This is a genomic window from Streptomyces glaucescens, from assembly GCF_002154375.1.
Lineage (GTDB): Bacteria > Actinomycetota > Actinomycetes > Streptomycetales > Streptomycetaceae > Streptomyces > Streptomyces glaucescens.
Genome location: NZ_MUND01000215.1, coordinates 1 through 8,947, shown reverse-complemented (window position 1 = coordinate 8,947; position 8,947 = coordinate 1). Strand labels below are relative to the sequence as shown.

Annotated in this window: 7 protein-coding genes; 1 reads left to right on the top strand and 6 read right to left on the bottom strand. The window is 72.5% G+C overall.

Features of this window, described 5'->3' with window-relative positions; genetic code table 11:
• Nucleotides 1-678: 678 nt before the first annotated feature.
• On the bottom strand, nt 679-846 hold the full coding sequence (locus CCN42_RS43265; RefSeq protein WP_086736391.1) for a hypothetical protein: 168 nt from the start codon (nt 844-846) through the stop codon (nt 679-681).
• Between the two features lie 230 nt (nt 847-1,076).
• A complete protein-coding gene (locus CCN42_RS15995) occupies nt 1,077-1,652 on the bottom strand; it encodes a hypothetical protein (protein WP_245877301.1) in 576 nt (191 codons plus the stop codon).
• Between the two features lie 572 nt (nt 1,653-2,224).
• Between CCN42_RS15995 and CCN42_RS15990 the strand changes: the two genes are divergently transcribed.
• Nucleotides 2,225-3,610 (top strand): MFS transporter, encoded by a 1,386-nt coding sequence (locus tag CCN42_RS15990; RefSeq protein WP_211294716.1) that lies wholly within the window; start codon nt 2,225-2,227, stop codon nt 3,608-3,610.
• Between the two features lie 52 nt (nt 3,611-3,662).
• On the opposite strand, the gene CCN42_RS15985 is transcribed toward CCN42_RS15990, so the two are convergent.
• The 4 genes from CCN42_RS15985 to lnt all read right to left on the bottom strand — a co-directional run bounded on the left by CCN42_RS15985 (nt 3,663) and on the right by lnt (nt 8,726).
• Nucleotides 3,663-5,633: a helix-turn-helix domain-containing protein gene (locus CCN42_RS15985; protein ID WP_211294715.1), complete on the bottom strand. Its 1,971-nt coding sequence runs from the start codon at nt 5,631-5,633 to the stop codon at nt 3,663-3,665.
• A 70-nt stretch (nt 5,634-5,703) separates the two neighbouring features.
• Nucleotides 5,704-6,513, bottom strand: a complete 810-nt coding sequence (locus CCN42_RS15980) for a 3-hydroxybutyrate dehydrogenase (RefSeq protein WP_086736383.1) — start codon at nt 6,511-6,513, stop codon at nt 5,704-5,706.
• Between the two features lie 54 nt (nt 6,514-6,567).
• A complete protein-coding gene (locus tag CCN42_RS15975; RefSeq protein ID WP_086169146.1) occupies nt 6,568-7,047 on the bottom strand; it encodes an NUDIX hydrolase in 480 nt (159 codons plus the stop codon).
• Between the two features lie 68 nt (nt 7,048-7,115).
• A complete protein-coding gene (gene lnt, locus CCN42_RS15970) occupies nt 7,116-8,726 on the bottom strand; it encodes an apolipoprotein N-acyltransferase (RefSeq protein ID WP_086736381.1) in 1,611 nt (536 codons plus the stop codon).
• Nucleotides 8,727-8,947 lie beyond the last annotated feature (221 nt).

Below are 8,947 nucleotides of genomic sequence, written 5' to 3'. Positions count from 1 at the left end.
CGGCGTGCCCACGCTCGAAGGCCAGTACGTCCTCAAGAACGTCATCCTGGTGGCCGCCTGCCTCACCGTCACCGCCGACGAGCTCACCCGTTGAGGCCTGCCGTCACCCCACCACCCAGCCCACTGGAGAGCCCGGCATCCGGTAGCAGCAACCGGTCAGCTCCCCGGCATGCCTCAAGCCCTTCCGCCGTCGCGCCTGCGATCCCGACCGTGGCGAACGGCACCGTCGCCTTCGGCCAGTCATTCCTGTGGGTGTTCACGCCGAGCGGACCGGTTGGCGAGCAGAAGGCCCACCCAGACCAGAACATGACAGGACGACACGGCGATACTCGTCCCGCTGGAGCCCTCGGTCACCCGCCAGAGCAGGAGTCCGACGGCCATGCAGAGCATCGGCCAATAGATCCAGGTCCTCCATGACGCGCCTGGCATGGTCCACGACGCCGGGGTGCGCGCACTGGAACGCTGTCGCACCGGGTCTCCCTTCTCGGACTCCGTCCGCTTGTCCGGGGGGTTTGGTCCAGGTGCCGGAAGTGACAGGGGGAAGCGGACCGGCCGAGGCGGCCGGGCGGGCAGTACCTGCCACAGGGCAGAGCCGGCTGCGGGAACAGGGCACCTCAGCGGCCGGGCCGCTCAGCGGGCGTGGTGGCGGCCCACCACCACGCCCGCTGAGGCGGAGGGTCAGCGTCTGCGGGCCCAACCGGAACCGATCCCGGCCACATGCAGAGCCAGAGCCATCAACCCCAGCAGCATCACATTCGTCGAAGAGAACACGTCGTTGGTGCCGATCTCTGCCGCATTGATCAGAAACGCAAAGAAGAACAGCACCGCCGCGACTATGCCGAGCATGAAGGAACTCCTCTCACACGGGTGAAACCCGTATGCCCCGCCACCGCCCTCGCAGGCCTGCCGGAGCCGCTGGATCGGCATCCAGGCAGCGACTGCTCCGGTGTGGGCCGGTCACGCGTGCTGCAGGCGCGGTGGTTGGACGTGAGACACGTGGTCCCCAGCGTCGTTCCACCGCGCTCGTGCAGGCCCCGTCCTCCACGACAGACTCGTACGCAGCGGGGTACGGCGGGTCAGCAGCCGCCGCAGTTGTAGTACGTCACGTCCCAGTGGTTGCCTTCGTCGGCGTAGATGTTGCCGGAGCCGGACTTCCACTGCGGGGCGCCGTCACCGCGCACGCCGATGTAGGTGAAGGTGTTCTTGATGTAGTTCCCGATGCACGTGTACTTGCTGTAGTCGAGTTTGTAGCCGTTCCAGTGCGAGTACGTGCCGCCGGCGTGGCCGGTCTCGGTACCGCCCGTGATGTTGAGGGCGCAGCCACTGGCGCTCTTGAGGGTCTGGGCGCCCTGCGCCGAGGCGAGGTTGAGCTGCTCGAAGGAGGTACAGGTCGGGTTGTTGCGGTCGGAGCAGCCGCCGGACGAGGACCAGGTGATCCCGGAGCTGCGGAACATCGATGTCGCGGTGGCGTGGCTGATCTTGGTGACCGCGTGGGCGTCGGTGGTGCCGGTCAGGACGCCGAAGCCGGGCGCGAAGAGCGCGCCGAGGACCAGGGCGAGCGCGGTGAGGAGCGAGCGCAGGGCGTTTCGTCGTGTGCGGGCCGGGGCCGTGTCGCGGGCCTGTCGACCGTTGGGGGTTCGCGGAGACCTCATGGGCTTTCCTCCTTGCCGACTTCGGCGAGTGGGTGCGGAGATGAGTGGCGGAGCCGGGCAGCGGACCGTGCGGTGCCCCAGTCGGTCGTCGTGCGCTCGGTTTCACTCATCCCGGCGCTGCCACTGCCGTTCCACCGGGCGAAGCGCGGGTTGCCGAGGACGCGGCACGAGCCTGCGGCGCCTCGCGGCGGAGGGTGCCCTCTAGAGGTGAACATGACAATCTGCTCCTCGGGAGGCGTGAGCGTCAGGAACCGCGTCACTCTTCTAGCAGTGATCCGCCGCCACGCGATAGACGTGCGAGCCGGCTAGTTCCTGGGCGCTCCGCCGAAGACGCGATGGTGAGCGAGCCGCACATCGGAGCCTTCGAACCGTGCGTCAATGGCACACCCCGCACAGCCCTCCCTCCGCAACCTCGTCGAGACCGCGAAGGAGCTCCTGCCGCTACCCCATGGTGGGCGCGCGCACCCTCATGCCCAAAACTATGGGGTCCCACCACATACGCCTCTCACCTGCGCCTTCCTACCGTGTGGCGACACGCAAACGTCCCCGTCGAACGTCAGGAAGTGGTGCCGATGTCGTCGCCCGCGACCGCTCCCCCAGCCCCGTCCAACCTCAAGCGCATCGTCGCCGCCAGCCTCATCGGCACCACCATCGAGTGGTACGACTTCTTCCTCTACGGCTCCGCGGCCGCGCTCGTCTTCAATCAGTTGTTCTTCCCGGAGTCCGACCCCCTGGTCGGCACACTGCTGTCGTTCCTGACGTACGCGGTGGGATTCGCGGCGCGCCCGCTGGGTGCGCTGGTGTTCGGGCACTACGGCGACCGCCTCGGGCGCAAGAAGCTGCTGGTGCTGAGTCTGCTGCTGATGGGCGGGGCGACCTTCGCGATCGGTCTGCTGCCGACGCACGCGACGATCGGGACCGCCGCGCCCGTGCTGCTGACCGTGCTGCGGCTGGTGCAGGGGTTCGCGCTCGGCGGTGAGTGGGGCGGAGCCGTGCTGCTGGTGTCGGAGCACGGGGACGCGCGGCGGCGGGGGTTCTGGGCCTCGTGGCCGCAGACCGGGGCGCCGGCCGGGCAGTTGCTCGCCACGGGTGTGCTGTCGCTGCTGACCGCCGTGCTGTCGGACAGCGCGTTCACCAGCTGGGGCTGGCGCATTCCGTTCCTGCTGTCCGGGGTGCTGGTGATCGTCGGGCTGTGGATCCGGCTGTCCGTCGACGAGTCACCCGTCTTCCGGCAGGCGCTCGCGCAGGCCGAGGCGCGCAAGGCGGCGCGGGTGGCGGACGCCGAGAAGCTGCCGCTGGTCGCCGTGCTGCGGCACCACTGGCGGGACGTGCTCATCGCGATGGGCGCGCGCATGGCGGAGAACATCAGCTACTACGTCATCACCGCGTTCATCCTCGTCTACGCCACCACGGCGGCCGATGTCTCCAAGCAGACCGCGCTCAACGCCGTGCTGATCGCCTCCGCCGTCCACTTCGCGGTCATCCCCCTCTGGGGCGCGCTCTCCGACCGGGTCGGTCGCCGTCCCGTCTACCTGCTGGGAGCGGCCGGGGTCGGTCTGTGGATGTTCCCGTTCTTCGCGCTGGTCGACACCGGCGACTTCGGCAGCCTGCTGCTCGCGGTGACGGTGGGCCTGGTGCTGCACGGGGCGATGTACGCCCCGCAGGCCGCCTTCTTCTCCGAGATGTTCGCGACCCGGATGCGTTACTCCGGTGCCTCCATCGGCGCCCAGTTCGCCTCGGTCGCGGCCGGGGCGCCCGCCCCGCTGATCGCGACGGCCCTGCTGCAGAGCACCGGCGGCTCGACCTGGATCGCCCTGTACGTCATCGCGGCGGCGCTGCTGACGCTCGTCGCCGTGGGAGTGGCCAAGGAGACCCGCCACCGCGACCTGGCCGACATCGAGCCCTCCGGGGATGCCGCGCCCGAGAGCGCGCGGGCCGAGGACGCGCACACCGTCTGAGCGGCACCTCCGGCCGCGGTCCCCGGTACGGGTGCGTACGGGGGGACCGCGGTCAGTGGCGTTCCGGTGCCGAGAGGCGGTGCAGGCGCAGGGCGAGCTGGATCTCCAGGGCGCGCGACGGGGACTGCCAGTCGTCGCCGAGCAGCCGGCCCACGCGCTCCAGGCGCTGGGCGACGGTGTTGACGTGGACGTGCAGTGCGTCCTTGGTGCGGGCGGGACTCATCCCGGAGTCGAAGTAGGCGTCGAGGGTGCGCAGCAGCTCGGTGCCGCGTCGTTCGTCGTATCCCACCACCGGGCCTATGGTGCGGTCGACGAAGCCCGTCACGTCCCGTTCCCCGGCGAGCAGCAGGCCCAGGAAGCCGAAGTCGTCGGCGGCGGCGCCGTCCCCGCCGCGGCCGAGCAGGCGCAGGGCGTCGAGGCAGCGGCGGGCCTCGGTGTACGCCCCGGCCACGTCGTCCGGGTGGGCGGCGAGGTCCCGCACCGGCGGTGAGGCGCCGACGGTGACCGCCTCGTGGACGGCCGTGCCGAGGTGGCGGGCGGTGCGGCGGGCCAGCTCGGTCGCGCTGTCGCCGGGGGCCAGGGGCAGCAGCAGCACGGTGCCGCCGTCGCGGGCGGCGGCCAGTCCCCGCCGGGTGGCGGCGAGGTGGGAGGCGGCGGACCACAGGCGGCGCCGCGCGTCGGCCTCCTGGTCGGCGTCGGCGGCGGGGCCGTCGAGCCGGGCGGCGAGCAGCACATGGGTGGCGTCCAGGTCGGCGTGCAGCCGGGCGGCGCGCTCGCGCAGCAGGCGGGGGTCACGGTCACGGGCGTCCAGCAGGTCGTCCAGGAGTTCGCCGCGGACCCGCTGTTCGGCCTCGGCGGCGGAGCGGCGGGCGAGCAGCAGCAGCGAGGTGACCATCGCGGCGCGTTCGAGGGTGCGCTGGTCGACCGGGTCGAGGCCGGGGTGGCCGCGCAGCACCAGCGCGCCGAGGAGTTCACCGCCGGCCGCAACGGCGGCGATCCAGTCGTCCTGGTGCCGCACCGCGTGTCCTTCGGCGCGGGACTCGTCGAGCGCGCGGGCCGGGGCGCCGTCGGGCTCGGTGAACTCCACCGTGCCGTCCAGGACCTCGGAGACCGCGGCGGCCACGTCGTGCACCCCGCCGCCGCGCAGCACGAGTTCGGCGAGCCGGTCGTGCACCTCGGAGGCGCGTTCGATGACGGCGCTGCGGTCCTGGATGATCTCGTTGGCGCGTTCCAGACCGGCCAGGGCCGAGCGGGTCTCGGTGAGCAGGTTGGCGGTGTCGATGGCGGCGGCGGCCAGCGCGGCGAAGGAGCCGAGCAGCGCGATCTGCTCGCGTTCGAAGACCCGGGCGCGGCGGTCGGCGGCGAACAGCACCCCGATGACGTGCGGGCCCAGCATCAGCGGCACACCGAGAATGGCCACCAGTCCCTCGTCGCGCACACCCGCGTCGATGCTGGAGGTGTGCTGGAAGCGGTCGTCCTGGAAGTAGTCGTCGGTGACGTACGGCCGGGCCGTCTGGGCGACGAGCCCGCCGAGCCCTTCCCCCATGCCGAGCCGCAGCTGCTGGAAGCGGGCCGCGACCGAGCCCTCGGTGACCCGCATGTAGGTGTCGCCGCGGGCCGGGTCGTTGAGGCTGAGGTAGGCGACGTCGGTGCCGAGCAGGGAGCGGGCCCGCTGCACGATCGCCTGGAGGACGGCGTCGAGGTCGCGCAGCCCGGCAAGGTCGTGGGCGGTCTCGAACAGGGCCGACAGCTCGGCCTCGCGGCGGCGCCGTCCCTCCAGCTCGGCGCGGACCCGCAGCGCCAGCAGCTTGGCGCGCTCCAGCGCGGCGATCCGCTCACCGGGCCGGCCCTCGGCGCGGGCGAGCAGCACCGGCTGCTCGTAGGCGTCGGCGGACGCGCCGCGGGCCAGCAGCTCCAGGAACGGTGCCTCGACGGCGGCGGCCGGCGTGTCGAGGCCGGCGCCCGGCACCTGGGCCTGGGCGCCCGGCGCCTGCTGAGCTGACTGCACGTGATCGCGGGACATGCTCACAGGATTCACCATGACGCGGGCGCCCCGGCAGCCCTGTGGAAAACTCCGGTGCGGCCCGCGGGACTCAGTGTGCGGTCCAGCCGCCGTCGAGGACCAGCGAGGTGCCGGTGACGAAGGACGCCTGCGGTGCGCACAGGTACGCCACCGCCTCCGCGACCTCGGCCGGCTCGATGAGCCGCTTGACGGCGCTGTCCTGGAGCAGCACCTCGGACAGGACGCGTTCCTCCGGGATGCCGTGGGCGCGCGCCTGGTCGGCGAGCTGCCGCTCCACGAGCGGGGTGCGGACGTAGCCGGGGTTCACGCAGTTGGAGGTGACGCCGTGCGGCGCGCCTTCGAGGGCGGCGGTCTTGGACAGGCCCTCCAGGCCGTGCTTGGCGGCCACGTACGCCGACTTGTACGGCGAGGCGCGCAGCCCGTGCACGGAGGAGATGTTCACGATCCGGCCCCAGCCCTGCCCGTACATGTGCGGCAGGGCGCCCCGGATCAGCCGGAACGGCGCCTCCAGCATCACGGTGAGGACGGTGTGGAAGACGTCGGGCGGGAACTGCTCCAGGGGCCGGACGAGTTGCAGTCCGGCGTTGTTGACGAGGACGTCGGTGCCCGCGGCGACGAGTTCGGCGGCGTCCAGGTCGGTGAGGTCGAGGACGTGCGGTTCGACGGTCCCGGCCAGGCCCGCGGCCTGCTCGGTGAGGGCTGCCAGTCCGGTGTCGTCCCGGTCGACCGCTCTGACCTTGGCTCCGGCGGCCGCGAGCCGCAGCGCGCAGGCGCGGCCGATGCCGCCGGCGGCGCCGGTGACGAGGGCGGTGCGGCCGCCCAGGTCGAGCGAGGGGTCACTGGGCCCGGGCGGACCGGGCAGGTCATGGGGCGGGGTCATGTCTCGACCCTAGGCAGCGGCCCTCCCCCGCCCCATGTGGTCATCCACCACAGTTCATTCGGAGGTCATGGGCTCGAACCACGTGGGTGCGTCCGACAGGGCCTGCTTGATCCGCAGCAGCCCGAACTCGTTCAGGTCCGGCAGGGCGTCGACCTCGAACCAGCCGACCTCCAGGGACTCGTCGTCGTTGACCCGCGCCTCGCCGCCGACCGCGCGGCAGCGGAACGTGATGTCCATGTACTGGCAGACGTCGCCGTTGTCGTAGGTGACCGGGTCCAGCGCCTGGACGAGGACCACCCGCTCCGGGACGCACCGGACCGCGGTCTCCTCGTGGACCTCGCGCACGGCGCAGGCCGCGGGCTGCTCGCCCGGGTCCGGGATGCCGCCGAGCACCGACCACTTGCGGGTGTCGGTCCGGCGGTTGAGCAGGACTCTGCCCGCGTCGTCGAAGACGATCGCGGTGACCCCGGGGAGCCACAGCAACTGGTGTCCGGCGGAGGCCCGCAGGGTGCGGAGGAAGTCAGGAATGGCCATGGGCCAGACCCTAGCGGGCCCTCCCGCGCGCCCCCGGCGTGTTCCCGGGGCGTACGGCGGTCGTACGGTCACCCGCCACTCGCGCGCCGCCCGCGCGCCGCCACGGTGGCCGCCCACCCGAGGCCGCCCGCGGCGACCAGGAGGAGGGCCAGCTCCGGCAGGATGCCGAGCCGTGTGGCGGGGGTCTCGGAGGAGCGCAGCGGCACCTCCTGCACCAGCGAGTCCGCGACGAACATCCCGGTCCGCTGGGTGATGGTGCCGTCCGGCAGGATGATCGCGCTGACGCCGCTGGTCACCGGCACGGTGACGGTCCGGCTGTGCTCGACCGCGCGGATCCGGGACATGGCGAGCTGCTGGTAGGTCATCTCGCTGCGGTCGAAGGTCGCGTTGTTGCTCGGCACGGAGATCATCTGGGCGCCGTGGGTGACGGTGTCCCGCACGGCCCAGTCGAAGGCCGCCTCGTAGCAGGTGGCGAGGCCGACCTCGGTGCCGTCCAGGGTGAAGACACCGGGCTCGGATCCCCGGCTGAAGTCCTGGCGGACCATGCCGGTCCAGTCCTCGTTGATCGCGTCGAGCAGCGAGCGCAGCGGCAGGTACTCGCCGAAGGGCTGGATCTGCCGCTTGTCGTAGGTGTCGACCGGGCCCTTCTCGGGGTCCCAGAGGATCTGCTCGTTCAGCAGCCTGCCGTCGCGTTCCACGACCCCGCCCACGGAGATGGGCGCGCCGATGGCCTTGGCGGCGCCGTCGATGACCGCACGGGCGTCGGCGTTGGCGAAGGGGTCGATGTCGGAGGAGTTCTCCGGCCAGAGCACGAAGTCGGGCCGGGGCACGGTGCCGGCCTTCACCTCGGCCGCCAGCCGCTCGGTCTCGCGCGCGTGGTGGTCGAGCACGGCCCTGCGCTGGGCGTTGAAGTCGAGTCCCGCGCGGGGCACGTTGCCCTGGATGACGGCGACGGTGGCGGTGCCGTCCTCGGCCCGGTCGCTCACCAGCGGCAGCGCGGCGAGGGCCGCGAGCGGCGGCACGGCCAGACTGAGCAGCGCCGCTGCCGCGGCGGGCCGTCGTACCGCGCGGGTGCGGCGCGCGTCCACCGCGAGGCGGACGACGTCGTACAGACCGAAACCGCACAGGACGACCGCGAAACCGAGCACGGGAGTGCCGCCCACCGCGGCGAGCGGCAGGAAGACGCCGTCCGCCTGGCCGAAGGCGATCTTGCCCCAGGGGAAGCCGTGGAAGGGCACGCGCGCGCGGGCCGCCTCTCCCGCGATCCAGACCGCCGCCGCCCACACCGGCCAGCCGGGCAGCCGTGACACCGCGGCGACACCCGCGCCGACCAGGGCGATGAACAGCGCCTCGATCGCGACGAGGGCGAGCCACGGTCCGGGGCCGACCTCCACTCCGGTCCACACCAGCAGCGGCAGCAGGAAGCCGAGGCCGAAGAGATAGCCGAGACCGAGGCTCGCCTTCACACCGCGGCCGCGCAGCACCCAGCCGAAGGCGGCGAAGGCGGGCAGGGCCAGCCACCAGAGGGTGCGGGGCGGGAAACTGACGTAGAGCAGCACTCCGGAGAGTGCCGAGGTGGCGGCCGGGACGAGGCGCAGCAGCCGCGCGCCGCGCGGGGCGGGCGCGGTGGCCGGCCGGACGTCGTCCGACTCGTCCACGGAGGTTGCGGTGACGGTCACTCCGGGAGTCTACGGCGGGCTCCCCCGGCGCGGACAGCGCGGTCAGCGGGCCGCCGGGCGGCCCGTCCGCGGTGCGCAGCCGAGCCCCGCACCCGCGCACCGCTCCGCGGCATCGTTTCGGCACATCTCCCCCCGACTCATCCCCAAACCGCCCATCAGCCGTTACGGTGTGCCCGAGCCTTGAGCCGTCGGCCCGTGATACGGGCCGACGGCTCAAGGCT

Coding starts and splice junctions, on each gene's coding strand:
- CCN42_RS15975 (WP_086169146.1), bottom strand. CDS start 7,047: ATGGCCATTCCTGACTTCCTCCGCACCCTGCGGGCCTCCGCCGGACAC.
- CCN42_RS15995 (WP_245877301.1), bottom strand. CDS start 1,652: ATGAGGTCTCCGCGAACCCCCAACGGTCGACAGGCCCGCGACACGGCC.
- CCN42_RS15980 (WP_086736383.1), bottom strand. CDS start 6,513: ATGACCCCGCCCCATGACCTGCCCGGTCCGCCCGGGCCCAGTGACCCC.
- CCN42_RS15990 (WP_211294716.1), top strand. CDS start 2,225: ATGTCGTCGCCCGCGACCGCTCCCCCAGCCCCGTCCAACCTCAAGCGC.
- CCN42_RS15985 (WP_211294715.1), bottom strand. CDS start 5,633: ATGTCCCGCGATCACGTGCAGTCAGCTCAGCAGGCGCCGGGCGCCCAG.
- CCN42_RS43265 (WP_086736391.1), bottom strand. CDS start 846: ATGCTCGGCATAGTCGCGGCGGTGCTGTTCTTCTTTGCGTTTCTGATC.